The organism is Streptococcus bovismuti (genome assembly GCF_042436615.2).
GTDB lineage: Bacteria > Bacillota > Bacilli > Lactobacillales > Streptococcaceae > Streptococcus.
The window spans coordinates 333,059-358,498 of the sequence record NZ_JBHMFR020000001.1; the positions used below are offsets into that span (position 1 = coordinate 333,059).

27 protein-coding genes and 3 pseudogenes are annotated in these 25,440 nt (G+C 31.8%); 23 read left to right on the forward strand and 7 right to left on the reverse strand.

The window, feature by feature from the left end:
- Positions 1-14 precede the first annotated feature (14 nt).
- Positions 15-299 (forward strand): DUF5962 family protein, encoded by a 285-nt coding sequence (locus ACERDH_RS01730; RefSeq protein ID WP_000969641.1) that lies wholly within the window; start codon positions 15-17, stop codon positions 297-299.
- 13 nt (positions 300-312) lie between these two features.
- The gene (locus ACERDH_RS01735; RefSeq protein ID WP_000998891.1) at positions 313-609 is read left to right on the forward strand and encodes a DUF5966 family protein; all 297 of its coding nucleotides are present in this window, start codon (positions 313-315) and stop codon (positions 607-609) included.
- A gap of 13 nt (positions 610-622) precedes the next feature.
- On the opposite strand, the gene ACERDH_RS01740 is transcribed toward ACERDH_RS01735, so the two are convergent.
- A complete protein-coding gene (locus ACERDH_RS01740; RefSeq protein WP_004249782.1) occupies positions 623-820 on the reverse strand; it encodes a hypothetical protein in 198 nt (65 codons plus the stop codon).
- A 159-nt stretch (positions 821-979) separates the two neighbouring features.
- Here ACERDH_RS01740 and ACERDH_RS01745 point away from each other — a divergent pair, with 159 nt between their 5' ends.
- From ACERDH_RS01745 to pezT, 7 genes are all read left to right on the forward strand, one after another.
- Complete coding sequence (locus ACERDH_RS01745; protein ID WP_000933082.1) at positions 980-1,621, forward strand: hypothetical protein; 642 nt, start codon at positions 980-982, stop codon at positions 1,619-1,621.
- Positions 1,622-1,630: 9 nt separating this feature from the next.
- A complete protein-coding gene (locus ACERDH_RS01750; protein ID WP_386686593.1) occupies positions 1,631-2,716 on the forward strand; it encodes a DNA primase in 1,086 nt (361 codons plus the stop codon).
- A gap of 50 nt (positions 2,717-2,766) precedes the next feature.
- Positions 2,767-3,000: a DUF5965 family protein gene (locus ACERDH_RS01755; RefSeq protein WP_000152419.1), complete on the forward strand. Its 234-nt coding sequence runs from the start codon at positions 2,767-2,769 to the stop codon at positions 2,998-3,000.
- Positions 2,997-3,380, forward strand: coding sequence for a DUF5945 family protein (locus ACERDH_RS01760; RefSeq protein WP_386686586.1), 384 nt, complete (start codon positions 2,997-2,999; stop codon positions 3,378-3,380). The genes ACERDH_RS01755 and ACERDH_RS01760 overlap by 4 nt, the downstream gene beginning before the upstream one ends.
- 37 nt (positions 3,381-3,417) lie before the next feature.
- Positions 3,418-3,690, forward strand: a complete 273-nt coding sequence (locus ACERDH_RS01765; protein ID WP_386686583.1) for a hypothetical protein — start codon at positions 3,418-3,420, stop codon at positions 3,688-3,690.
- A 70-nt stretch (positions 3,691-3,760) separates the two neighbouring features.
- Positions 3,761-4,237, forward strand: a complete 477-nt coding sequence (gene pezA, locus ACERDH_RS01770) for a type II toxin-antitoxin system antitoxin PezA (protein WP_000579597.1) — start codon at positions 3,761-3,763, stop codon at positions 4,235-4,237.
- On the forward strand, positions 4,237-5,007 hold the full coding sequence (pezT, locus tag ACERDH_RS01775) for a type II toxin-antitoxin system toxin PezT (RefSeq protein WP_386686580.1): 771 nt from the start codon (positions 4,237-4,239) through the stop codon (positions 5,005-5,007). The genes pezA and pezT overlap by 1 nt, the downstream gene beginning before the upstream one ends.
- Before the next feature lie 351 nt (positions 5,008-5,358).
- Here the strand turns inward: pezT and ACERDH_RS01780 are convergent, their stop codons facing one another.
- The gene (locus tag ACERDH_RS01780; protein WP_386686577.1) at positions 5,359-5,748 is read right to left on the reverse strand and encodes a hypothetical protein; all 390 of its coding nucleotides are present in this window, start codon (positions 5,746-5,748) and stop codon (positions 5,359-5,361) included.
- 200 nt (positions 5,749-5,948) lie between these two features.
- Here ACERDH_RS01780 and ACERDH_RS01785 point away from each other — a divergent pair, with 200 nt between their 5' ends.
- From ACERDH_RS01785 to ACERDH_RS01795, 3 genes are read left to right on the forward strand one after another with little or no spacing between them, the layout of a single operon-like run.
- A complete protein-coding gene (locus tag ACERDH_RS01785) occupies positions 5,949-6,281 on the forward strand; it encodes a LytTR family transcriptional regulator DNA-binding domain-containing protein (RefSeq protein ID WP_386686574.1) in 333 nt (110 codons plus the stop codon).
- Between the two features lie 10 nt (positions 6,282-6,291).
- On the forward strand, positions 6,292-7,032 hold the full coding sequence (locus ACERDH_RS01790) for a response regulator transcription factor (protein ID WP_386686571.1): 741 nt from the start codon (positions 6,292-6,294) through the stop codon (positions 7,030-7,032).
- A 10-nt stretch (positions 7,033-7,042) separates the two neighbouring features.
- Entirely contained in the window at positions 7,043-8,368 is a 1,326-nt protein-coding gene (locus ACERDH_RS01795; RefSeq protein WP_024057773.1) for a GHKL domain-containing protein, read from the forward strand.
- 160 nt (positions 8,369-8,528) lie between these two features.
- On the opposite strand, the pseudogene ACERDH_RS01800 reads toward ACERDH_RS01795, so the two are convergent.
- The 3 genes and pseudogenes from ACERDH_RS01800 to ACERDH_RS01810 form a co-directional block, all read right to left on the reverse strand.
- Positions 8,529-8,858: pseudogene (locus ACERDH_RS01800) on the reverse strand (IS5/IS1182 family transposase); the annotation flags it as partial.
- A gap of 467 nt (positions 8,859-9,325) precedes the next feature.
- Positions 9,326-10,684, reverse strand: a complete 1,359-nt coding sequence (locus ACERDH_RS01805; protein ID WP_024057769.1) for a bacteriocin secretion accessory protein — start codon at positions 10,682-10,684, stop codon at positions 9,326-9,328.
- Between the two features lie 11 nt (positions 10,685-10,695).
- Positions 10,696-12,849, reverse strand: a complete 2,154-nt coding sequence (locus tag ACERDH_RS01810) for a peptide cleavage/export ABC transporter (protein ID WP_386686567.1) — start codon at positions 12,847-12,849, stop codon at positions 10,696-10,698.
- 306 nt (positions 12,850-13,155) lie between these two features.
- Here ACERDH_RS01810 and ACERDH_RS01815 point away from each other — a divergent pair, with 306 nt between their 5' ends.
- The 5 genes and pseudogenes from ACERDH_RS01815 (at position 13,156) to ACERDH_RS01835 (ending at position 16,911) form a co-directional block, all read left to right on the forward strand.
- Positions 13,156-13,404: a Blp family class II bacteriocin gene (locus ACERDH_RS01815; protein WP_386686564.1), complete on the forward strand. Its 249-nt coding sequence runs from the start codon at positions 13,156-13,158 to the stop codon at positions 13,402-13,404.
- A 15-nt stretch (positions 13,405-13,419) separates the two neighbouring features.
- On the forward strand, positions 13,420-13,629 hold the full coding sequence (locus tag ACERDH_RS01820) for a Blp family class II bacteriocin (protein ID WP_033684778.1): 210 nt from the start codon (positions 13,420-13,422) through the stop codon (positions 13,627-13,629).
- Positions 13,630-14,585: 956 nt separating this feature from the next.
- A pseudogene (locus tag ACERDH_RS01825) lies at positions 14,586-14,720 on the forward strand (garvicin Q family class II bacteriocin); the annotation flags it as partial.
- Positions 14,721-14,723: 3 nt separating this feature from the next.
- On the forward strand, positions 14,724-15,023 hold the full coding sequence (locus ACERDH_RS01830; protein WP_001036521.1) for a bacteriocin immunity family protein: 300 nt from the start codon (positions 14,724-14,726) through the stop codon (positions 15,021-15,023).
- 796 nt (positions 15,024-15,819) lie between these two features.
- On the forward strand, positions 15,820-16,911 hold the full coding sequence (locus ACERDH_RS01835; RefSeq protein WP_386686559.1) for a DUF6568 family protein: 1,092 nt from the start codon (positions 15,820-15,822) through the stop codon (positions 16,909-16,911).
- A 409-nt stretch (positions 16,912-17,320) separates the two neighbouring features.
- Here ACERDH_RS01835 and ACERDH_RS01840 read toward each other — a convergent pair.
- Positions 17,321-17,473, reverse strand: a pseudogene (locus tag ACERDH_RS01840) (tyrosine-type recombinase/integrase); the annotation flags it as partial.
- A 384-nt stretch (positions 17,474-17,857) separates the two neighbouring features.
- Positions 17,858-17,989 carry a hypothetical protein gene (locus tag ACERDH_RS01850; RefSeq protein WP_261100106.1) on the reverse strand — a complete coding sequence of 44 codons (132 nt, stop codon included), beginning with the start codon at positions 17,987-17,989 and terminating at the stop codon, positions 17,858-17,860.
- 273 nt (positions 17,990-18,262) lie between these two features.
- Between ACERDH_RS01850 and ACERDH_RS01855 the strand changes: the two genes are divergently transcribed.
- From ACERDH_RS01855 to ACERDH_RS01880, 6 genes are all read left to right on the forward strand, one after another.
- Positions 18,263-19,852 carry an ATP-dependent nuclease gene (locus tag ACERDH_RS01855; protein WP_386686554.1) on the forward strand — a complete coding sequence of 530 codons (1,590 nt, stop codon included), beginning with the start codon at positions 18,263-18,265 and terminating at the stop codon, positions 19,850-19,852.
- Positions 19,834-20,880 carry an RNA helicase gene (locus ACERDH_RS01860; protein ID WP_386686553.1) on the forward strand — a complete coding sequence of 349 codons (1,047 nt, stop codon included), beginning with the start codon at positions 19,834-19,836 and terminating at the stop codon, positions 20,878-20,880. The genes ACERDH_RS01855 and ACERDH_RS01860 overlap by 19 nt, the downstream gene beginning before the upstream one ends.
- Before the next feature lie 25 nt (positions 20,881-20,905).
- Complete coding sequence (locus ACERDH_RS01865; RefSeq protein ID WP_386686550.1) at positions 20,906-22,222, forward strand: hypothetical protein; 1,317 nt, start codon at positions 20,906-20,908, stop codon at positions 22,220-22,222.
- 595 nt (positions 22,223-22,817) lie between these two features.
- On the forward strand, positions 22,818-23,177 hold the full coding sequence (locus tag ACERDH_RS01870) for an SAG1252 family conjugative relaxosome accessory protein (RefSeq protein WP_048787830.1): 360 nt from the start codon (positions 22,818-22,820) through the stop codon (positions 23,175-23,177).
- Positions 23,178-23,186: 9 nt separating this feature from the next.
- Positions 23,187-23,552, forward strand: coding sequence for a plasmid mobilization relaxosome protein MobC (gene mobC / locus ACERDH_RS01875; RefSeq protein ID WP_000263039.1), 366 nt, complete (start codon positions 23,187-23,189; stop codon positions 23,550-23,552).
- Entirely contained in the window at positions 23,539-25,401 is a 1,863-nt protein-coding gene (locus tag ACERDH_RS01880) for an SAG1250 family conjugative relaxase (RefSeq protein WP_386686545.1), read from the forward strand. The genes mobC and ACERDH_RS01880 overlap by 14 nt, the downstream gene beginning before the upstream one ends.
- The last annotated feature ends 39 nt before the right edge of the window (positions 25,402-25,440 follow it).

Here is a 25,440-nt window from a genome sequence, read left to right on the forward strand (position 1 = left end):
ACGAGGTAACGATTATGATGGAAGATACCTATTATCAATTAGAAGAGGCCTTGGTACAGGGATTTCAAACGCCTGAAGAATACCAAGCCTACAAGGAGCTAAAGGAACATTATGAGGAAGTTACTGGGGATTACAGTTTTTCTAAACGAGAACTCACTAGTCAATTGGAAATAGCTCTTCAAAATCATCGAGGTGTGGACTTTGAAGAATATGAAAAAGAGGAGTATTTGGACTTAGTTCAAAAATTAGAAGAGTTTGATTCCTCTCTTGCCACCCATTATCGTCAATTGATTGACTAGAAAGGAGAAAGTCATGAATGATTTACTCCTTATCCCAGTAATTTTTTTAGCAGTAGGAGGAATTCTCATTCTTTTATGGAGACTCTTTCTTATTGCCAGTGGACTTTTCCTGATTGGTTTTATTAGTTTTCTTATTTTCGTGGAGGTCTATGGAATTTATTTGTTCTTTACTGAACCTAGTTTATATTTTGATGATATCAGACAACATGGTTTAACTAGTTTTACGGCTGTGTACCTTTTCATCAATCTGATGTTGGTTCTAGGATTCAGTTGGCACTTCATTAACTCCATAAATAAGGAAAAAATATGAACTTTTTAGATAATCAAAAGACTTTATCTGAATCTAAATTCGGATAAGGTTTTTTATTTGCCTTGATTCTTTCATATACTTCATAGCTAAATTGGAGTAATAATTTATGAAAATCATTATCCTCACTATTATTACTTGTATTTATAGCTTGTTTATGTCGTTCAATATGAGAAAGAGCTCTTCTCAAATTTTCTTCTTTTAATTTGTTCATATTTATATTATAAGCTGAAGACAGCTAATTTTGATATTTTTCTCTGAACTGTACGATTTGGCGCCTGAAATGTAGGAATTACCTTTCGTTGTGATGTGATAAAACTTACAAGTTCTTTTTGTTATTCTTGACCTAGTTTTTATAGAAAGAAGGTCTAAGATGTTAAATAAAGTCAAAACTAAAGCCTTAATTAGTGTTGGAGCAGTAGCCGCAACTAGCTTTATTCTCATGATGGGATATACTGCTGGTCAACATTCTACTGCTAAACAAAGTCGCAAAGAAATCGAATTGGCTGCAGCTAAACTTGTAGAGGACAAACAAGCAGAAGATAAAGCCAGCATTTTGTCATCGGATACTGTAAAAGAATTTTTGACGCAGTACTATACGAAAGAAAAGCTCGGAGAAAATAATACACGTATTCAACCTTATATGACTGAATCGGCTTATTCTCAAGAATTGTCAAGTCAAAATGATGCTATGAACCAAGTGTATAAGGATTATATTTTGGATTATCATTTTGAAAAAGCAGATATCTTTGTCAATCAGACTACGAATCAAGCCATTGCCATGGTCTCTTATAATGTAACCTATGTATCTGATTTAAAGAATGCCAACCAATCAAAGACTAATCAGACAGAAACAAGAACAGTTAAGTTGTCTTATTCGAAACTACCAGGTAAGTTATTGGTCAATCAAGTACAGGTTTGGAAATCTGGGTTAGATGATTTAGATAAGGCAACTCCTAAAACTTTAGAAGAATCATCATCAATACCATCACTGCCAAATACTACGACAAAATGATGATGTTTTATGAATATAGAGGAATGTAAGCAAATTTCAATTCTTGATGTAGCCAATCGTTTAGGTATTTCCTTTAAACAAGTTTCTAGCCGTGTCTATGAACATCCTGAACACGATTCATTCCGAATTTTTTCAACTACCAATACTTTTAAATGGTTTTCAAGAGATATTCAAGGTGATGTTATTGATTTTGTTCGACTTGTTAAGGGAATTTCCTTTAAAGAAGCTCTAGCTTTTCTTTCTGAAGAACCTTTTCAAAAAGAAGCTGTTCAAGAAAAAAGAGAGAGACCATTTTATTATCCTTTAAAGAGAGTAGAAGATTCTAACTGCAGTCTGGTCAGATATTACTTAACAAAATGTAGAGGAATCTCAGAAGAAATCATAGAAAAGATGATTCAACAAGGTTTGATAGCACAAGCTAGTTGGAAAACAAATGAAACTGTTGAACCTGTTATTGTTTTTAAAAGCTTTGATCATCGTCACAAACTGCAGGCAGCAAGTATACAAGGGATTTATAAGAATCACTCTCTTCCTAGAGAGAGGTTAAAAACGATTCTAAAAGGAAGCCATGGACATGTTGGAATATCCTTTGATATTGGTAAACCAAATAGACTGGTCTTTTGTGAATCGTTTATCGACTTGATGAGCTATTACGAACTTCATCAACAAAGCCTATCAGATGTTCGTTTGGTATCTATGGAGGGATTAAAAAGGTCTGTTGTTGCTTATCAAACTTTACGACTGATAGCTGAAGAAAATCAGAAGTTGGAATTTTTAGATACAGTAATACCTTCAAAGTTATTGCCTTTGTTCAATACAATTCGTGATACCACCAGCTATTTTGATAATCATTCTGATTTATTGACACTGGCAGTAGATTGTGATGATGCAGGTAAAGATTTTTCTGATAAGTTATCTAAATCAGGATTTCCTGTTTTACTGGATTTACCTGATAATGAATATGGGAAAGAAAAAAGAGACTGGAACGATATTCTTCGAGAAAAGAAATCAGATTTACAATTGATGTTCGAGAATGCAAAAGAGACATTGAGGAATCAACCAGTAAGACAAACCTCTCAATGTTTAGAATTGTGATAACAAAATCAAGATGTTTTAGCTAATATTAGAATGAAGGAGGATAGTATATGACCATTATTGAACGCTTAGAAGAAAAGGTCACTAGGCAAGAAAGTAAGGTAGCAAGAGAGACAGAAAAACTAGCTGCTTACAAAGAGCAACTGGAGACAGCGATGTTTGCGACGTTCAAAAGGCGTCAAAGCATCAGTCACATGAGTTTTGAAGAAGCTCTTGATCATGCCTTTGGTAAAGAAAGACAATTCGATGATTCTGAATTTAGAAAGGATGAAATGAGTGAATGACAAAAGATTGGAATTTTAATCAACCATTAGAAAGTAAATCAGAAAATCAAGAAGATCCAGATAAAATTGCGGCCTTATTTGGAAATCATCAAGGAGGTAATGATGTAAATTATGAAGCAGCTTTTCAAAAGCGAAAACAAGCACCTGTGACGGAATCAAATTCTAGTTCTAAACCCAAAATTACAGAGGTTAGAACAGGAAAAGAAACAGATATCACTACAAGTTATCAGCAACATCTTAAAAGGCTGATTGCGGATAACAATAGTGATATTCAAAGTAGTCAAAATAAAATTGAAGAGCTACATACTTTGATTGACACAAAGAATAAAGACAATAAGAAATTGCAGTCCATTTATGATGCGATTTCCGAATTACACTAAGCAGTCCTAATAGGCTGCTTTTTTTGAGAGGTTATAGATGTTTACAACATTTTTTAAGAAAAACCATGACAATGGTGATATATTTAAAAAGCTGATTCATAGATTATCCGATATGTCTGTCCAAGATCTTGAAAAAATAGACCGACTGCTAGATATTATTTTCACTCCAGATCAAGGATTAGAACAACTAAAAACAGAATCAACTTATAGAGAAGAATCTTTGGACAACACATTAAAGGAAGCAAAGAATCAACTTCATAAGGAACAATTGGAAAAGAATTTAGAGAGATTTAGGAAAAACAGTCAATAATGCACCAAAAATGGTGCATTTACTTTTTCTAAATGTTATAATGGTGGTATAAAAATAAAAGGAGTTTGCCATGATTGGAAAGAACATAAAATCCTTACGTAAAACACATGACTTAACACAAGACGACTTTGCCCGAATTGTAGGAATTTCTCGAAATAGCTTGAGCCGGTATGAAAATGGAACGAGTTCAGTCTCTACGGAACTAATAGATATCATTTGTCAGAAGTTTAATGTATCTTATGTCGATATTGTAGGAGAAGATAAAATGCTCAATCCTGTTGAAGATTATGAATTGACTTTAAAAATTGAAATTGTGAAAGAAAGAGGAGCTAATCTATTATCACGACTCTATCGTTATCAAGATAGTCAGGGAATTAGCATTGATGATGAATCTAATCCTTGGATTTTAATGAGTGATGATCTTTCTGATTTGATTCATACGAATATCTATCTAGTTGAAACTTTTGATGAAATAGAGAGATATAGCGGCTATTTGGATGGAATTGAACGTATGTTAGAGATATCTGAAAAACGGATGGTAGCCTAATGGATATCCAAGATTATACTGATAGTGAATTCAAACATGCTCTAGCACGGAATCTTCGTTCACTTACAAGAGGAAAAAAGTCCAGTAAGCAACCTATAGCGATTTTGCTTGGAGGGCAAAGTGGTGCCGGTAAGACTACAATTCATCGTATTAAACAGAAAGAGTTTCAAGGAAATATTGTTATCATAGATGGTGATAGTTTTCGCTCTCAGCATCCATACTATTTAGAACTGCAGCAAGTATATGGCAAAGATAGTGTAGAATACACCAAAGATTTTGCAGGAAAAATGGTAGAGTCTTTAGTAAAAGAATTAAGCAATTTGGGATACAATCTTTTGATTGAGGGAACTTTGCGAACGATTGATGTTCCAAAGAAAACAGCACAACTCTTGAAAAATAAGGGATATGAAGTACAATTAGCCTTGATTGCGACAAAACCTAAGCTGTCCTATCTGAGCACTCTTATCCGATACGAAGAACTTTACGCTATCAATCCAAATCAAGCACGCGCAACTCCAAAAGAACATCATGATTTCATTGTAAATCATCTAGTTGATAATACACGACAATTGGAAGAACTAGCTATCTTTGAAAGAATTCAAATTTATCAACGAGATAGAAGTTGTGTATATGATTCAAAAGAAAATACAACTTCAGCAGCAACCGTTCTTCATGATTTACTATTTGGAGAATGGAATCAAGTGGAGAAAGAGATGCTTAAATCTGGAGAAGAAAGATTGAAAGATTTAACTAATCGAAATGGTTGTTAGAACACAAATTTTAAAGTAAAGTCTACTGATAACTTTTGTTAGTTGTGTGAGGTGGTCGAAAATTTTTTAGAACCAAAAAACGCATAGTCTCAGGTGTTGAAAAACTTGAAATTATGCGTTTTCTTGTGGGAAGATTTACTCCATTTTCTTCAGGAATTGAGATTTTGCCCAGTCTCAAAAGTTCCAATCAATCTCAATAACTCAGAAAAAAGAAGACTGACAAAATATGACTACTTTAAGATGACACTAAAATTTGCTATCAAACTCTAGCATATGGAGTAAGAAATCAAAATTAATGGATAGGTGATTACGGATATAAAATTATAAGACTTGAAACTTTATTTCATAGACTTAATCACTCTTATCCTTCTTAAATTTATAGAGCTCTTCCAAGTAAAAATGAATTTTTTCTTTAATATATTTTAATGATTTGTTATTAGTTATGTCTATAACACCAAACACACTAAAGTGGTTTCTATAAAGCTCATCATAATCAATCTGACTGCCTATGATGATAACTTCTGATTTTTTTGAACTAAATTGGATAGATTTTAAATAGAGTTTCATTTTTTTAGATGTTAGATACCCTGATTTTATGATAAAATAAGTAGAAGATTTATATTTGTAGTTAATCTTATGTCCTTGTAAAATTTTTGTATTCTTTTTAAAGAAATAATATTTTAAATACAGAGATAAAATATAGCCAAATAAAGAGTAGTGTAAAATTTGAATTGTCTTCATAGCTTTCCTTTCATTTGATATTAGTTTATCAAATGAAGATAGATTAGTATTATTGAGTTACTAAAAAGTATCTATTTTATCATGAAATGTCTAAATTAAGAAAATTTCTACCATTTGAGATAGTATAGAAACCATTTGAGATTTTTATAATTTAATTTCCATCATTCTGATAAGATTAAACTGATAGAAGGAGGCTAAATATGAAAGACTACATTTTATATCAAAATAGAGCTATCGTAAAGGTACCACTCTCTAAAATTTATTATGTTACAACTCACCCAACAAAAGCTCATGCTGTTCTTTTTGTTACAGCCGAAGGGAATTTTGAAGCTTCAACCTCACTAGCTAAAATCGAAGAGGAAAGTCCAGAAGAACTTATTAGATGCCATAGAAAGTTTCTTGTGAATAAAGATAAAATAGCAGGATTTAATCATGAGACAAGAACGATTATGTTTATGGATGATAGAGTATCAGACATCGCTTGTTCTAGAAGACACTTTACAATATTAAAAAATCAGTGGAAAAATATATAGGAGTGAAGTAGTGAATATTTTTATACTAGAAGATAATTTTTTACAACAGACTAGAATTGAAAATGTTGTCAAAAAAATTTTGGTGGATAATAAGATTGAGTATAGGCATTTTGAGGTTTATGGAAAACCTCAACAGCTTTTAGAGGACATTTCAGAGAGAGGAAATCATCAATTATTTTTACTTGATATTGAAATAAAAGATGATGATAAAAGAGGATTAGACGTTGCTAGAGAAATTAGAAAACTTGATTCTCAAGCAGTGATTGCTTTTGTAACATCACATTCTGAGTTTATGCCTGTATCTTTTGAATATTTAGTATCAGCTATTGATTTCATTGATAAAGAATTACCTGAACCATTATTTATCAAACGAATTGAAAATGTTATTTCAAGTGTTACCGATAATCAAAGAAGAACAGTATCTGAGGACTCTTTTATATTTACAGGATCCAAAGCTCAAATTCAACTCCCTTTTAAAGATTTATTGTATATTGAAACATCAACAATTGCTCATAAGTTGACTCTCTATTCAAAACGAGACATAGTTGAATTTTATGGACAATTGTCAGATATTCTTAAACAGGAACCACGTTTATTTCAATGTCATAGATCATTTATCGTAAATCCTTATAATATATCTTTAATTGATAAAGAAAATCGGTTAGTTCATTTTCAGAACGGATCCTCTTGTATTGTCTCTAGATTAAAAATTCGTCCACTTATGAAAGCTATCGAAAGACTTCATGACTAAGGAGATTTAGATGATATTTTTACTAGATATTATAGGTGTTTTTCTATTATTATGTATCCATTCTAAGGTTGTAGATGAGAGATTAAACCTAAAAAAAGTAGTAGTATCCATTATTCTGTACTATCTTTCAACATTACTATTTATTGTTGTATTTGAATCAACTGCATTTTATTCTTTTGGGTCATTATTAATATATCCTACCTTTTTTATCCTATATACTTTGTCTATTGGTAAATTAAGAAATAAGGTCTCTTTATTACTTTTTTACTCATTATTTCCACTTGGATTTTGGGATGTCATCAAAAATTTTTTAGGTTTCTTTGTAATTTATAACATTCCAATATTGAATAGACTATATGAAACTAATCTAGGAATAATGATTTTCTCTTTATTAGCTGAAATTATTGTGTTTTTTCTTATTAGTCTCTTTCAATATAATTTTAGTCATTTAAAAATAAAGAACTTGGATAGAAAAACAAAATTTATCTTAATTACTGCGGATATTTTAATGCTTACTTATTTTATCTTACCGCCTTATATGAACTACATTGATAAAATAAGCCAGGATAGAATGTTAGATTATAAAGAATTATTGACAGCAGTTTACTTTTTATTGTTTATTTGTTTTATTAATCTCTTGGATAGAAAATTACTTCAAGAATTACAGGAGCAAGTTGTTTTACAAAAAGAAATTCAATTGCAAAATCTTAGCAATTATAGTCAACAAGTTGAAGGGCTGTATCAAGAAATTAGAAGCTTTAGACATGATTATGTTAATATTTTGTCAAGCTTAAAAATAGGTATAGATCAAAAAGATATTAATCTGGTTTCTCAAATTTATGATAGTGTTTTAAAAAACTCTGGTGAAAAATTAAAAGGTAAACGTTTTGATGTGGCACAACTAAGAAATATCAATGATTTGGCGCTAAAGAGTTTACTATTATCTAAGTTATCGGAGGCCCAAAACTTATCTGTTCCAGTTTCCCTGGAGATTAGTGAACAGTTCTCTATAAAAAATATGGAACAAATTGACTTCTTAACAATTACTTCTATCTTGTTAGATAATGCTATAGAGTCCGCAGCAGAGGGAGGAATAGCAGTTTGTTTCCTTGAAGATAGAGAATGGAATAAATTAGTCATGATTGTTAAAAATTCTACTTTAGAAAGAGAGATCGAACTGAGAGATATATTCAAGCGTGACAATTCTTCAAAAGGAGTAGGACGGGGTATAGGATTGGCCAATGTTCGAAGAATCTTAAAATCTTATCCAAATGTATGTTTGAAAACCACAAGTAAAAATTATGTCTTTACACAGATCTTGGAAATAGAACTTTAAAAGAGTCGCCATTCTTAGGATATTCTATAGAATATTTTAAGGGGGACTCTTTTGTTATAGCTTTATAGACATTTAAATGTGAAATAGTTCTAGTTTAAAAATTAGATTTTTAAACATATTTTCTATATAAAAAGTTTCACAATAATATTATATACTTCTATATGAAATTTATAATACGTTTTAATTTATCAATATTATTAATTGTTTTATAGTTAACATAGGTATCTTGGTTAAACAATTTCATGGGAATCACTTCCTCATTTACTTGAACGATTTTATGTTCGGAGAACACTTGACGGAAATAAGCGTACAATGTTATCTTCATGAGCATAGTTGGATGAAAGGCAGTATAAGAGGTCTCTTCCAGTAACACTTAGTTAGGGATACTGTCTATAAAGAGGATGATCATTCTCGATTCGTGAGTTGTTGGAATATCGTAGGCAAGATTTACTTCTAAACTTAATTGATTTGTGTTATAATCTTTATACATTGTAATGGATTTATAATTGTTTTTTCTTATTTTAATTATAAATCATGATATCAAAAAAAACGAGCATTTCCTCAATTCAGAAATGCTCGTTTTTTTGATAGTTAAAAGTGATTTTTGCCCAGCTTCACTAACTAGTTCTCACGACAGATGCTAGCTGATAAAAAACTACTACAGTTGACAAATAGTCAATTATGTTTAATGTTTTTTTGTCTATAATTAAAGGTTTGACTAGTTAAGAAATCGAGAATATCTGTGCTTGTTAAGCATAAGATTATCAAAATCTTTCCAGAGGTTTCCTCCATAAATCTTTAACAGATCTTCAGAACTTATTGTTGGAAATTTTTTTAGAGATAATTGTTTTTTGTCCATTATTTAGACCTCCTTCGTTTATATCCTAATTATAAATAAAAGATTTAAAAAAATTTTTGAAAATCCCAAAAGGTACCTATATGATTATAAAGTGTTATCTATAAGTTATTGAGGATTTTGTCTTTATAGTAATCAAAGTAAGTTTTTTTTGCAATGATACTCGTTACTTGGCCTTGTAAACCATATTGTATGATGTTACTGTCTTTATCTGGTAGTTGGGCTAGTGCAGTCACTTTAAAAAGATTTCCTTGTTCAGTTTTTGTTGCTGTTCTATCAATAGAATTTATTTTCCCAATTATTGTGATGCTTTGATTTCCGATTTTTTCTAGTTTAAGACGTGCGACCTGATCTTCTTTAAGTAAAGGGACATACTCAGAAGTGACATAGTAAGTGATAAGTACCTCTTTAGTTTCTTGAATATTGGGGTAAATTTGGGCGATTTCACTACCGTTTGGAATTAGAGTTTTTCCATCAAATTCACTATTTAAATGAATGATTCCTGTACCTGGGGATTTAATAGTATTGTGTTCAAAGTTAACATTTGCTTGCCCAAGTTGAGCTGTTAGCTCTGTGATTTGTGTTTCAACAGTTGTCAGCTGTTGAGATGCCGATTGTAGAAATTGGGTTCGTAGGACTTCTACTTTGGTTCCTAAACTACTATCGTAAGTCGCAACACTTCCTGTACCTGCTCGTTGAATATTAAGACTAGCGATAGAGGATTTTAGACTTGAGATACTCTGATTAATTTGAGAAAGATATTGATCATCTAATCCTTGCTGAGATTGTTGCTGGGATTGGACTAAGTAGGAATTTAAAGTAGCTTTGTGTGGATTGCTAGCCGACAAACTCGAACTTTTATTAGTGATAGCTTGACTAAGTTCCTCATACTCTGCTATTTGTTTGTAGATATTATTGATTTGTTTCTCTATAGCAGTGGCGGTATTTCCTGCTAAAGCTAGTTGATTATTAACCTCTGCATTGGTTTTAGAGATACCTAACTCTATATCTTGAGATTGTGTGATAAAGTTGTTAAAGGTATTAATATAACCGAACTCATCTTCTCCTGTAAAGAGGTTATTTCCTTGTGACAGGCTTGCTTTTAGAGTCTCGATTCCAGTTTTTTGCCGATTTAGGGTAGCTAGCTGTTTTTCAAGAGCTTGTTTTTGGGATTTCTCCATTGTTTCAGCGTATTTGATAACGACGTCATCTTTTTTGACCAATTGGTTATTGGACAGATTATTAGTTGTTATGGTGTTATTGCTAGTTGATTGAATTGAAGCGATGACTTGAGTTGGTGTAATCTCTCCTCTCGATGTGACGGTGACTTCTTTTTGGGCAAATAGAGAGAAGATAATCAAGAAACTTAGTAATAGGACTAATGGGACAATTAAGAGTGTCGCAAAATTATGGTAGCGGCGCTGATAAAATTCTGCACTTTTAAATAGCTTTGGGTTCATGATAAGTCTCCTTATTTGCTAAATAGATAATGATAGAAACCTTGTTTGGTCATCAATTCTTGATGAGAACCAGTCTCTATAACTTTCCCTTGGTTAAGGACAATGACTTGATTAGTTCGTTCAGATATACTAAGACGATGGGCAACAAAGATGATGGTCTTGTCAGTCATGGCCATCAAATTTTCAATAACCTTTTTTTCAGTTAAAACATCAAGTCCGCTGGTTGCTTCATCAAGAATAAGAACATGAGCTTTAGTCAGTAAGGCTCTAGCCAAAGCAATCCGTTGTTTTTGACCACCTGATAATCCAGCTCCATCTGATAGTTCTGTTTGGTATCCCATAGGCATTTGTTCGATGTCTTGGCGAATTTCTGCTATCTCACAGGCTTTGATAATATCTTCTTGACTAATCATTTGATTAGCTCCCAAGGTCAGGTTTTCTAAGATTGATCCACTAAAAATATAAGCTTGTTGAGGTAGGTAGTTGATGTGTTGTCGAAGAACCTTTTTATCAATCATTTTGAGATCATTGTTGTTAATAGTGATTCGTCCCTTGTAAGGTTCAAAGAAGTTGACAATCATTTTAGCCAAGGTCGTTTTCCCTGATCCGCTAATTCCCACTATACTGACCTTATCACCTTGTTTGATAGTTAGATTTATGTTATTTAGGGTGTCGCGTCCAAAACCATATTTATATGAAATGTCTTCAAAACAAATATCACCAGCCAGAAACTGTGAATCGGTTAAGGTCTGAGTGTTTTTGAACTCAGATTCGACTAAGTAAACTTCATTAAGACGATTGTTGGCTACCTTTGCAGACTGAAGTTTTGTTTGGAGGTTAATGATATTTTCCAAGGGATTAGTAAAGTAAGATAAGAGTGTGTTAAACGTAATCAATTGTCCAATGGAAATTTTACCTGTCATAACTATTTGAGCACCAAACCACAAAATAACAATATTCAGTATGAGTTGAGCTCCCTGTTTAAGGCTACTTTGTAGGATAGAATATTTACTAAGTTTAAAAGATTTGTCCAAATAATCCACAAACTCGCTATCAATCTTCTGGTATCGAGTTTCTTCACTAGTTAGGGATTTGATAGTTTCTACACCATTGATATCTTCAATAATAGCAGAGCTTACCATGGAATTGCTCTGCATGACATCATTATTCATCTTCTCAAAGGGCTTCATAAAAGCAAAAATAATGATGATGTAAATAGGAACTGAAATCAGTGAAATAAGGAAGAGGTTAGTGTTTTGTACCAAGAGTACACTACCAATAATGATCAAGATAGAGACATCAAGGAAGAGTGACAAAATCGTCGAAGCTAGAGCGTCAATGATTGAATTGGCATCTGTAAAACGAGAGATGACCTCACCAGTTCGCCGTGTCGCAAAGAAAGACATGGGGAGTTCAAAAATGTGGCGAATGTAAGAAAGAATAACATCAATACTTAATCGCTGACTAAGTACAGTTAAGAGGTAATCTCGTGAGAAACTCATCATCTGTTGCAGGATATAGGTGATAATCAGGCCAATGGAGATAATACCTAGGGTTGATTTCATCTGATTAGGAATGTATTCATCTAAAATCCCTTGAAGGTAGTAAGAGCCACCAATATTGATAAGAGTCACCAAGAGACTAGCTAACACGATATAAAAAATAAGTGAGCGTTGCCTGAAAATTAATGGGAGAAAGCTCATCAATCCATTTTTTTTATCCTTATGAGGTTTATAGCTGGGAGCTGGAGCCAGAAAGATAGCTACACCTGTCCATTCAGAAGCAAATCTCTCCTTGGTCATTTTTGTTACTTTGACATTAGGGTCAGGATCACCAATGATAAGATGGTCTTTTATATTTTTATAGACAACGTAGTAGTGTTGTAGTTTGCCCTCTTTATTAACATGAACGATAAAAGGATAAGGTATGTCTTCCATTTCAAAGAGGCTTATATCCGCTTGAATGGCTCTTGTTTCAAAACTCATTTCTTTGGCTGCTTTGACGATACCAAGAGCGGTCGTTCCTTCTTTATTTGTTTTAGCTAGTTCTCGCAAATGAGCTAAGGAATAGTCAGAACCATAAAACTTGGCAATAGACGCTAAAGCGGCAACTCCACAGTCCCTAGCGTCTATTTGAGGGATAAAGGTCCGTTTGTAAGATGTCATTTGTCAAATCCTTTCTTTTTATTTACAAGACTATTATGACAAAAAATAGGTAGAAAAATTGTTCAAATCTTAAATGGCTCATATAATATCTTGAATGGTGTTTTTGATTTTGAAAATTAGTTAACACCATTTTTAACGGCATATTTTTAATCATGAATGGTTACAAATTATGAAAAAAATACGTTTCGTGATGAAAATCGTACATTTAAAGACTTTACGGTAAAACTCGTGTTTTCTCTGGTATACTAAACTTGTCAAGATTGCAATCCGACAAAAATAATTAATATTAATACGGAGGTATTCCTCATGGAAACAAAAACAACGACTCAATTTGATGTTTTGGATACTGAAATGCTGGCTAGCATTGAGGGAGGAACTGATTGGGGAACAGTAGGAAAAGGAGCTGTCTATGGAGCAGGTATCGGAGTTGCTATGTGTGGGGTAGGAGGACTCCTTACTGGTGGTTCCACATGGGCTATGACTGCTGGCTGTGCTTGGGCTGGAGCTAAAATTGGTGGTTCTATTACTGCAATTGCTGATAATATTTGGTCATAGAAGGGAATAGAAATTATGTTTAATTACAAAATAGTAGATAATCAAGAATTAAGTAATATTTCTGGAGGTGGATTGGGAGGAGATGTACTTGTAGGAGCCTTGTCGGGTGCATTTCAGGCAGGACAATCTTGTATTGCTGGAGGCCCCCAAGCTTACTTTATTTGCGCAGCAGGAGGCGCTATAGTAGGTGGCTTTGTAGCTTATGGATTGAGACCACCAAAATAGTTTTAAAAAAGAATGAGTGTTAATATGTTAAATGAAACTATGATTCAGCTTATACTCATTGCAATTTGTTGTGTGTACATTATTTTTAACACCAAGGCTGATAAAAACCAAAAGAGAGGATATCGTACAGCTTTGTACCTTTTCGTTATGGCTGGTATTATATCCTATATTATGAATTATTTGAACTGGTTAGATTTTTTCTTACTGATAACTCCGATAATGTGCCTATTTAAATTTGAAGATCAATGGAGTTAGCAACGTTTGACACTTCAATAGGTTATTAGCTATCCTTTGGCTCATTGTCAACTGTAGTGAGTTGAAGAAAATCTAAGATCGAGAAAGGACGAATTTCGTCCTTTCTTTTTTGAGGTACGACGGGCATGTCGTATATCTGAGGTGTAAGTCCTCGGTGGGCACCTGCTACCGGTGAACCCAATAGCGATTCTCAAGCCTGACTATCGTGAGGTAGCGGGAAGAAGAAGGCATAGCGAAATCGTGGCTTAAAGAACAGGAATGTTATAGTAAGCCATATTTAGGGAATTAAGTAAATCTTCCAACAATAAAACGAATGGCATAGATTTTTTTCAACAACTGATATTTTGAACTTTTCTCAGATTCTTATTTTTAATCTTGAATGGTTTAAAAATTATGAGAAAAAACATTTCATGATGAAAATCGCACATTTGAAGTTCTTGTGGTAATATTTTTTTGTGTTATGCTATACTGAAGCTGTCAAGGTTGCAACTCGACAAAACAAAAAATATTTATCCTTGAACTAGCTTCTCAAGGGTAGACAGAAAAATCTAACTTTGAGGGTTAGTACACAAAAGGAGGGGTTTACCATGGATACAAAAGCAACAGAACATTTTAATACAATTAACTCTAATTCCCTTGCTACTATTAAAGGTGGAGGAAAAGGCGTTTGTAAATTCGTTATGGAATGAGCAAATGGTTATTCTTGCCGATATCCAGATGGAGAATGGGGATATATTGTCACTAAGAGTAATTTTGAGGCAACGAAAGATGTAATAGTTAATGGTTGGATATCATCATTAGGAGGCAGTTATTTTCTTCGAGGCTATAGAGGATGATTCATGAATAAAAAAACAGAAGAAATTCTCAACAAGGTTTATAATTTGATTTTAGATCCAGAGATTCGTCAAAACGAACGAGATATTTTATTACATTATAAAACTCGATTAGAGAATACAAAAAATGAGCAGAGAGTTGTCATGGAGTTGGCAGAAGCTCTTCGCCAACAAGCTGTTAGTAGTATTCATAGTCATAAATCATTGAGTCCAAAGACTGCAACATTTTATAAAGAAATTGCAGCATATGGACAATTGAGTAAAAATCTAGCTCAAGGATTAATTTCTTTGGGGATAACGATATAAGTAAAAATGAGTATAATAAACTCATCTAGCTTTTAACAAGATGAAACAATTCATATAAATGTAAGGAGGTATTCATGATGAATACAATGGTGAAACAATAGGTATTATGATGTATTACAGAGATGTATTACAGAGATGTTTTTAGAGAATATAAAAGATATTAAAATCATTTCAAATTAGTTAAATTTCATAATCTTAATTTAACTAATTTGTATAACATAATAATCAAAGAGGCTGGGAAAAGTCTTTAAAATCAGAAAAACGCATATTATCAGGCATTGAACAATCTTGATATTATGCGTTTTATTGTAGTGAGATTCACATTATTTTTCCTAAAAATGAGTTTTTGACTAGCCTAATTATTTGGGTACGACGAGCAGGTCAAGTATCTCATCTGAGGTATAAGCTCTCCATGAGCACCCTCTACTGGTGAGTTAAATAGTTACTCGTAAGCAGGATAATCATGAGGTAGTAGGAAGAGGGAGGGATAGTAAGTCATGTATAGTAGATGAGGGATTTCAGAACTCTAAAGTTCAAATAGGTATATGTAAATCACGAGAGTAATGAGGAAAGATGTACAACTTATATATTGAGGTGAGATTCTGATGATAGCTGAAAGCATAGTAACAACGAAACATGAGAAGTCAGTCAATCCTATAATAGTCAGGATGATTCTATAATGGAAGTGGAGCGAAAAATACCATTTCAGTATAATATAGCTACCTTTTAGGATTTGCTTAAAAATTTAGTTTTAAAATGTGTAAAATAAAATTATCAATAAAAAAGGAGCCACATTATGAAGAAGTATTTATTACAATCTTTATTAGTTAGTACCGTAGCGTTAGTTACCATTAGTCCGAATCTTGTTTTGGCTGAGAGTGCTGAAACAAAATTTTCTGATACAGTGCCATCAGCCTTAAATTTAGAACCAGCTGTTACAGAAAACACTAGAGAATCTTTAACTGAACAAAAGTCTAGCGATAGAGAAAATGAAAGTAACGTTCAGCAATCGACGAAGGAAATTACTAAGAAAGAAACTGATAACGTGAACTCAGTAACATCTGAAGAATACGCTTCAAATGTGTCTGATTTTAATAAAATTAGTATTGCTGAAGTTCATCAGATATTCACTTCAGAAGATTCGGAACATACTTTATATTTTGGAAGAGGGACATGTTATCATTGTCGTGAATTTTCTGGAGTATTGAAAGAGTTTAATATGCTGATTGATAAAAAGTTAGAATATTACGATATAGATGGTGAGGATTTTGATGATTCTGCTAAAGAGTTCATTTTTAAAACAATCGGTATTCCTGGAACGCCAACAATTATTTATTTTAAAAATGGTAAAACTATTTCTGGTTGGGTTGGTGGAGGAATAACTGCACAACAACTTTACGATTATCTCTATTTTGGAAAAACTGATGAGAAGCCGAAAAGAGAATTTGAAAATGATAATAAAAATATTATAAATCCAAAGAATTCAATGCAAACTATGGATATTAAAGAGGATACAGTTAAAATTAAAACAATTACAAATCAAATCCCTAAAGATATTCCACTATCTGACGAAAATTTACAGAAAAAGATTGTAGTTAAATCACAAGATACTTTTGGAAAGACTATTGAAAATATAGAGGATAATTCTAAAGATAGTGTGGTTGGTGTTAAAAATCAGGAGAATCCTGAACTACTTTACAGTAAATTTAATGAATATAAATCAGATTTTATAGCATCAACTAATTTTAAAAAAATAGAATCGGAAGTAAAAAATTTACCCCAAACAGGAGAAGAACAATCGATTAACTTTGTTCGTTTAGGAATCGCCTTATTTATTACTGGAATTCTTATAATAAGTAGTCATTTAAATACTAAAAATGAAGTATAAGATCATAAGAGTATAGTAACCTACTGGAAATAGATCACATTAGATATTTATGAGAAACAATGTAGATAATCTTTTTACCAAATTTTCAAAATAAAAATAAGTAAATAAATTGAGAAATTTACCTAAGTAGGAAATAGATTTCTCAATTTATTTTATTGTGGGAGGATTTGATTCGCTTTTACAGTAATTAAGTTCATTTATCAATCTCTTTTTATTATATTTAAGAATATTTGAAGACAGCATTTTAGAAAACAATTATGGAGTTTTAATACGGAGTATAGTATAAATGCTGATTCAAAGTGAGGTTTTGTATGTTTGTTGCTTTTGTTGAGTATAAAATCTATTAACTAAGATTGAACTATAAAAATCAACTTGAGATGAAGTGAATTGTAGACATTGGAGATGTCTCTTACTCGATTTCAGAATGAATCGCTGATACAGGATTAAAAGAACTAAGTATTTCTTTTTGTTTTGAATGAGATACGTGAGTATAGATTTGTGTGATTGATATAGAACTGTGTCCAAGAATTTGTTGAATGTATTTGTCTCTATCGTTATAAAGACAGTCCCTTTGATGATGAGAGAAATTATGAGTGTTGACTTGTCTGCTATGGTGAATACTAACATTTATCTGTTGACTACTTTAGAAGAACTGGAGCGTTACAGAGACTACTTGGATGGTATTTAGAGCATACTAGAAAACACCAGAAAATCGGATAGTAGCTTAATGAGTTTTTATGATATAGTGAGGAGGAGTTTGCCCGTACCTTAGCTTGCAATATTCACACACTGACGAGAGGAAAGAAAATGAGACAAAATCCAGTAGCTTTCTTTCGTGGCGAACTAGAAAGAAAACTATCCATTGAACACTTCTACAGGAAAACGTGTCACAACCTTATCATGAGATTGTTGTGTTTGAAGTAATTCCCCTGCGTACTCATCAACCTTATCTTAATTTTTTGAAGAGAACTGAAGATAGGGGCATAATCTTGTATTCTGATTTAAAATAGATTGTTGGAACATCAGGTGTTCTTGCAAGAGTAGAAAGATTTTTTTGATTTGGATTGGATTTCCCCATTTCCCACTTGTTGTATGAAGCTCTATTGATTTTTAATAGGTTGGAGAGTTCAGTTTGGGTATTCTACGTTCTTTAAGACGAATACTAGAAAACATAAGATAAAACTCCAGTTACTTTATTATGCAACAATTATGTCAAAAATTTTTCAAGATGTAAGGAAGAGATATATTTAAGGAGTTATTGGTTATTAAAGGTAGTGATTAAGTACAATTTATCACTAGTGTGATATAATTTTATTGAGCATGTTATGCTAATCGATGTTAGGAGATATGTATGATTTCTAGGATAATTTTACAAAATTTTAAACGTTATAAAAGAGTTGATTTTATTTGTAACTCAGAAGTTAACATTTTCGTTGGAGAGAATGGTGCAGGAAAGTCGACGTTATTGTATGCTGTTGGATTAGTGCTGAGTGGAAGTCATAGTCAGATTGAGAGAAGTAGTTTGGCTAGTATCATTAATCAAGAAGCGATTTTAGATTTTATGGGAAGAAAGGATATCAATCAGCTTCCTGAGGCCTTTGTCGAAATTTATTTTGATGAATTATGTACTGAAATTTCCTCTAACTTCAATATTGAAGGAAAGCATAACTCTCAAAAAATCAAAGCTTTTGGACTTTCATTAAAAATAATTCCCGATCAAGATTATATATCTGAAATTACTTCTGTCTTAAATGATAGTAACTGGACAGTCTTTCCATTTGAGTTCTATAAAGTTGAATTTTTGACATTTTCAGGGAAACCCTACTCCTCGTATAATAAACCGTATAAGTTTCTACATTCGATAATAAATACAAGTCTTATTGATACACAACAAGAAATTCAAAAACGCATCCATGAGGTGTATTTAGAAAATATATCAGCTGAAAATAGAGCAAAAGTTAATCATCAATACAGGATAAATTCATTTAATTTTTTAAAGACTTTAAGGAATGATGAACTGTTGAAGGAGAATGCTTCAGAATTCCAACTTCATTTTGACGAATCAGAAAATTCATTTAGAAATTCAGTATCAGCTGTAAAAAATGGTGTAGATATAAAAAATTTAGGGCAAGGAGAAAAAGTATTATTAGGTGTTGAAAATGCATACAGTCATCTCAAGGAAACGGTTAAAATACTACTTATTGAGGAACCTGAGAATCATTTGAGCTTCCAAAACCTCCAAAAATTAGTTAGAATGCTAAGTTCAAAAACAGGTGTTCAGGTTTTTATTGGGACTCATTCAAATATGATTGCTTCAAGATTGGGTGTAGACAATCTTCTTTTTTTAGATAATGGTCAGATATCTAAACTTAAAGGTTTGAAAAAAGATACTGTAAGATTTTTCAAAAAATCTACTAATCAAAATTTATTGAACTTCTCTCTAGGTAAGAAGATAATTCTTGTTGAGGGGAATGCTGAGTATATTTTAGTAGAGAAGTTTTTCGAAATACTCCACTCCAAAAAGCCTGAAGAATTTAATGTATCAATTATTTCTGTAGATGGATTAAGTTTTGAGAGGTATTTAGAAATTGCAACCAACTTTACTGATAAAAAAGTAGCAGTTATAACGGATAACGATGGTGATTATGAAAGTAAAGTACAGTCAAAATATAGTTCTTATCAACAATTCCAGAATATAAAAGTTTCCTCTGATTTAGATAATGCTAATCGAACATTTGAATTATGTATTTATAATAATAACAAGGATTTGTTAGATTCTTTTGGTTTAACTAAATCTAAAGATTTATTAGTATATATGCTTAGGGAGAAGGCTGAATTTGCATTGCGATTACTAGAAAAAATGGAAACTGATCATAGAAGTGACGAATTTATTATACCTGATTACATTAAAGAGGCGATTGAATGGATAATAAAAGATTAATTCATGCCGTTGCTGGAAGTGGCAAAACAACTAAAATAATTGAAAGTATTAATCCTCAAAAAAGAAATCTTATACTTACGTATACAGAGACGAACCAGAATACAATCAGAGAAAAGTTGATTGACAAGTTTGGATTCATCCCTGAGTCTACTTTTATTTTTGGTGTTTTTGAGTTTCTATATAGTTTTTGCTTAGTGCCATATTTAGGGAAACGACCAAAAGGAATAAATTTTGATTATGAGCCTCAATGGAAATTTGATAACACTACAATAGATAATACTGGAAGAATTGTTCAGAATCAACTTTCTAAATCTCTATTAAGGGGTTCATTAATTTATAAGAGGAAAGAGATTGGATTTGATAATTCATATTTGGATAGAATTGATAAATTTTTTGATTGTATTTATGTAGATGAGTGTCAGGATTTTGAATCAGATGATTTTGATTGGCTTTTAAGTTTAAGTAATCTTAATGCAGAAGTATTTTTATTTGGAGATTTTTATCAAAAAACCTTTAGTACTTCAAGGCGAGCTAATAAAGGAAAAGGGATCCATTCGAGTTTTGAAAATTGGTTAAAAGTTCTTTCTGATTCAGGATATGAAATTGATTTATCGAGTTTGTCAAAAAGTTATCGTTGTCCAAAAATAGTTTGTGACTTTATTGTTGATAATTTAGCTATTGAAATTTTATCACAACGAGAAGAAAAGCTTTCTGCCGAAATTATTCTCATAGATTCAAAGGATAAAATAGAATCAATAATGACAAATGATAATGTTATGAAACTTTTTTATCAAAAATCTTATGAATATGATTGTAAAAGTCAGAATTGGGGTGATAGTAAAGGCTCTGAATATGAAAATGTTTGTATAGTATTAAATCCAACAACATATAAATTATTCGCAGCCAATCATTTGAATGAACTTTCTTCACAAACTAAAAGTAAATTTTACGTCGCGTGTACACGTACGAGGGGGAACTTATATTTTGTAAAGCAATCTGATATAGAAAAATATAGGAAGTTGATGTAAGGGAAATATCAAATTAGGAGAGAATATGAGAATAGTTAAAAATTTATTTATAAAAAGACCAATGAAATGGCAGTATATTATATCACTTGTTTTGGAGATTCCAATTCTTATTTGCTTTGTCAGTAATATTCCACAAGTCTTGTTGCATTGGGGTGTAAAGATAAGTTATATAATAATTTCTTTTATATACTATATAATAAATCGTGGAGACATGAAATATTATTTTATTTCTTTATCTGATCAGTTAAATAAGAAATATTCTCCAACATTTTGGAAATGTTTTTTAAGTTCGCTACTTACAAGTACTAAGTATATTTTTATGGGATTTTTTTTCCAAGCAATATTACAAAGTTTATTTGGGGAGATAATTATACCTGGTATAGGAATTTCAGCTTATAGTTTTCCATTCTTAGTAGTAATGTGTTTTATTTTATCGAAGATTTTATTCGATATAGCTAGGAAGCCCCCTGTGTATCTTTTGAGCTATCTGACAATTCCTTTGTTTACTTTTTCTTTAGTAGGAATAGAAAAATCTTTGTTAAGTTGGACCTTTGTATCTCTCATTTTGATAAGTATAGTTCCTCAATTTATAAGTGAAGATATAAAAAAAATATTATCAAATAATTTTTTAGAAAATTTGTTCGGAACTCAACAAGATATAAACTCCAATTTTGAAAAAGAATTTTTAAAATTAAAATATAAAATTTATATTTTTGTTCCTTTCTTTTATATTGCACTAATCGTATCTGAGAAGGTAATATATACAAATGGTTTTAATTATTTATTCAATTATATATTTGATAGACAGGATGATTTACAGAATATAAGTTATTTTTCTACAACTAATGTTATAATCACCTTAATAAAAGTGTTTCTTATTTTGTATCTTCTTATTCCTTATTTTGAATATAGCGACTTCATTATCAATAAAATAGCTAAGTTTTTGATAATGAAAATTGAAAGAAAAAGTGGTAATGTTGAATATAATGGTATCTATAATAGAGTAAGCTACACAAAAAAAGAATGGATAATTGATAATTCAGATTTTTATAGTGGCTACAAGGGTTTATTTTTTAACAATAAAGAAAGGTGCTATTATTTATCTAAAAATAATATATTAATCTCAAACAAAAAGAAAAAGATAAGAATTAAACCCATTACTGAAGAAATTTTTAAAGTAGAAGACAATTATTATGTTAGTTATAAGTCAGATATCTTAAAAAAGCTTTCTAATATGAAAAAAGTAGATGGTTTTAGACTACTAAATAAGCCTGACCATGCTGTATTACTTTTTCCTTTAACGGTAATTATATTTGTTTTATTAGGTGCTTGGTTTTTTTAGCCACATTTTCATAATAGTTTTAGAGGTTATTACAGTAAAATAGACTGTGGTATCGCAATTCAGTCGATCGGACTACAAATTTATGGTGATACAGTTTTTGTAGACGGAGCAATATATAAATTGAATGCAGTTACAATGCAGATATTAGATAACCCAAAAAACGTGGTAGGTACATTTGATAAAAAAGGTATTGTCATAAAAAATAAGACAGGGAAAGATTCTTATTATATAAAATATTAGTTACTAATTTTTAACTACTCTGTAGTGTTTAAGTGGATTGTTATGAGAGCTTTTGCTCTCTTTTTTCATGTGATAACTTCTCCAATTATCCTCTGCTATACTTTTCTAAGCATGTAGAAATCTAGTTAAGATTCTTCAATGGGGGTTTGGGGGCGTGCCACCACATTTTCATATCGTTTGTTTTTTGAACCGTAAGGTTTGAAATGGCAGGCGATATGATTTTTGGGATATTGTGGACACAATATCTGAGCTCGCAAAGACCGAACAAGAACCAAGTGAGGTCTTTAGAAAGCGTACTGACAATGTGAGGTAGACTTACCTTGTCAGACAAGTAAAATGTTGAAGGGATATCAGAATGGGACAAGAAATTAAGTCAATCCGAAAGCAATTTAGAATTACGAGACAAGAAGAAAAACAGATAAAAGAAATGATGAGAGAACAAAAAGTGGATAGTTTCTCAGAATTTCTTCGTCAAAATTTATTGAAAAAGAATTATCAGGATAGAATTTTTGAAAGTTGGTTCTCCCTTTGGCAGTCTCAAAAGTTTGAACAGATTAGTCGAGATGTGTATGAAGTTCTGGTTGTCGCAAGAGAAAATCATCAAGTGACTCAAGAGCACGTCTCAATCTTATTGACTTGCGTTCAAGAATTGATTGCAGAAGTGAATCAAGTGCAGCCACTCAGTCGTGAGTTCCGTGAAAAATATATGGGTTAGGAGGATGTAATGGTTTATCGCTATCGTACCAATCTCAAAAAAGTATTTCTAACTGATCCAGAATTACACCAATTGAATGAACGAATTGCTAAGAGCAATTGTCAAAATTTCTCAGTCTATGCCAGAAAAGTTTTGCTTAATCCTAATATGTCATTTGTCACGATTAACACTGATACTTATGACCAGTTAGTTTTTGAATTGAGACGGATTGGAAATAACATCAATCAAATTGCGCGTGCGATTAATCAAAGCCATCTGATTTCTCAGGACCAATTACAAGAATTGAGTAAAGGAGTCGGAGAGTTAATTAAGGAAGTGGACAAAGAATTTCAAGTGGAGGTGAAAAGACTGAAGGAGTTTCATGGTAGTTACTAAACACTTTGCGACGCACGGAAAAAAATATCGTAGGCGTTTGATTAAGTATATCCTCAATCCCGATAAAACAGATGATTTGAAATTGGTATCTGATTTTGGCATGAGCAATTACTTGGACTTCCCTAGTCATGCAGAAATGGTAGAGATGTACAATGTCAACTTCACCAATAATGACAAGTTGTACGAATCTAGAAACGACCGACAAGAAAAACACCAACAAACTATTCATGCTCATCACCTCATTCAATCATTTTCTCCTGAAGATAATCTGACACCTGAAGAAATTAATCGTATTGGTTATGAGACCATGATGGAATTAACAGGAGGTCGCTTTAAGTTTATCGTAGCGACTCATACAGACAAAGATCATACCCACAACCATATCTTAATCAATGCCATAGACAGTAATTCAGATAAAAAATTGATATGGAATTATGCCTTAGAACGAAATTTACGTATGATTTCAGACCGTATTTCTAAAATGGAGGGGGCGAAAATTATTGAGAAGAGTTTTTCTTACCGTGACTATCAAAAATATAGGCAGTCTAGTCATAAATTTGAATTAAAGCAACGTCTTTATTTTTTGCTGCAGCAATCTAAATCGTTTGATGATTTTTTAGAGAAAGCAAAGCAGTTGCATGTTCAGATTGATTTTAGTCAAAAGCATAGCCGTTTTTTGATGACAGATAGAACGATGATAAAACCAATTCGAGGACGCCAACTCAGCAAACGAGATCTATATGATGAAGAATTTTTTAGAATGAATTTTGCTAAGCAAGAGATTGAAAGTCGTTTAGAATTTTTGTTGAACCGTGTCAATTCTTTAGAAGAGTTAATAACAAAAGCAAAAGAATTTAATCTAACCATTGACTTAAAACAAAAAAATGTAACTTTTATCCTGGAAGAAGAGAATCAAAAGATAAGTTTAGGTCATCAAAAAATAAGTGATAAGAAATTATATGATGTCAAATTTTTTCAAGATTATTTTAAAAATAAGGAAGTCGGTGCTTCAGAAGGATTAGAGAATTTACAGGCACAGTACCATGCTTTCCAAGAAGAACGAGATAAGGATAAAGTATCCACTGAAGAGATTGAGGAAGCCTTTGAGATATTTAAGGAAAAACGAGATACCGTTCGTGAATTTGAAGTGGAACTTGCAGAGAACCAAATAGAGAAGCTGGTTGATGAGGGCATTTATATCAAAGTGTCTTTTGGTATTAAGCAGAGTGGTCTCATTTTCATTCCCAATTATCAATTAGATATTCTGGAAGAAGAGAATCAAACAAAATATAAAATCTTTATACGTGAGACAACCTCATATTTTGTATACAACAAAGAACATTCGGATAAGAATCAGTATGTCAAAGGACGAACCTTGATAAGACAGCTAACCAACGATAGTCGAGTAATACCATACAGAAGACCTACAGTTAAGAGTCTACAAGAAAAGATTACTGAGATTAATCTCTTCATTGAATTAACTGAAGCAGATAAGAAATACCAAGACATTAAAGATGAGTTAGTAAAAGAAATAGCAGAGATAGATATAAAACTAAATCAAATTAATGAAAAAATCGCCAACTTAAATAAGATGGAGGAAGTGCTTATCAATTTGAAGAGTGAGGATGTGAGCAGTCGAAAGCTTGCAAGATATGACTTTTCAAAATTAAATTTGCCAGAATCAATTACAGTAGAACAAGTAAGCGAAGAAATAAGAGCGTTTCAAGAGGAGCTAGATCATTATCTTTATGAGTATGAGAACTTAATAAAAAATTTAGAAATGTTTGTACAAGTACTGAATGATAAGGATTTTGATAAAAAATTTAGTATAGAAATACTATTGGAATAACAAGACCTAATCCTATGGTGGTTAAAGATTAACTTCCTT